This window comes from Microbacterium sp. P2_F9 (assembly GCF_056403635.1).
In genome coordinates this window covers 1-585 of sequence record NZ_JBFUFC010000424.1, presented here as the reverse complement: position 1 = coordinate 585, position 585 = coordinate 1, and the positions used below count along the sequence as shown (strand labels likewise).

Annotated in this window: 1 protein-coding gene; it reads right to left on the bottom strand. The window is 67.0% G+C overall.

Annotated elements, in window-relative coordinates; genetic code table 11:
* Window positions 1-585 (bottom strand): TCP-1/cpn60 chaperonin family protein (locus AC1DVT_RS20535; RefSeq protein WP_477391279.1); only part of this gene is annotated, 585 nt, incomplete at both ends.

The following is a 585-nucleotide window of genomic DNA, read 5'->3' as shown; positions in this document are numbered from 1 at the left end:
ATGTTGGCACCGGTCGCCTCGTCACCGGTCAGCTCGAGGCCCGCGAGGGCCTTCTTGCCGGCCTGGATGAGCGCGACGCCACCACCGGGGACGATGCCCTCCTCGACGGCCGCCTTCGCGTTGCGAACGGCGTCCTCGATGCGGTGCTTGCGCTCCTTGAGCTCGACCTCGGTCGCGGCACCCGCCTTGATGACGGCAACGCCACCAGCGAGCTTGGCGAGGCGCTCCTGGAGCTTCTCACGGTCGTAGTCGCTGTCGGTGTTCTCGATCTCGCGACGGATCTGGGTCACACGACCCTCGAGMAGCGCGGGGTCGCCGGCACCCTCGATGATCGTGGTCTCGTCCTTCGTGATGATGACCTTGCGCGCACGGCCGAGCAGGTCCAGGGTCGCGTTCTCGAGCTTGAAGCCGACCTCCCTGCTGATGACCTGGCCACCCGTGAGGATCGCGATGTCCTGCAGCTGCGCCTTGCGGCGATCGCCGAAGCCGGGAGCCTTGACGGAGGCCGACTTGAAGATGTCGCGGATCTTGTTGAGCACGAGAGTCGCAAGCGCCTCGCCCTCGACGTCCTCGGCGATGATGACG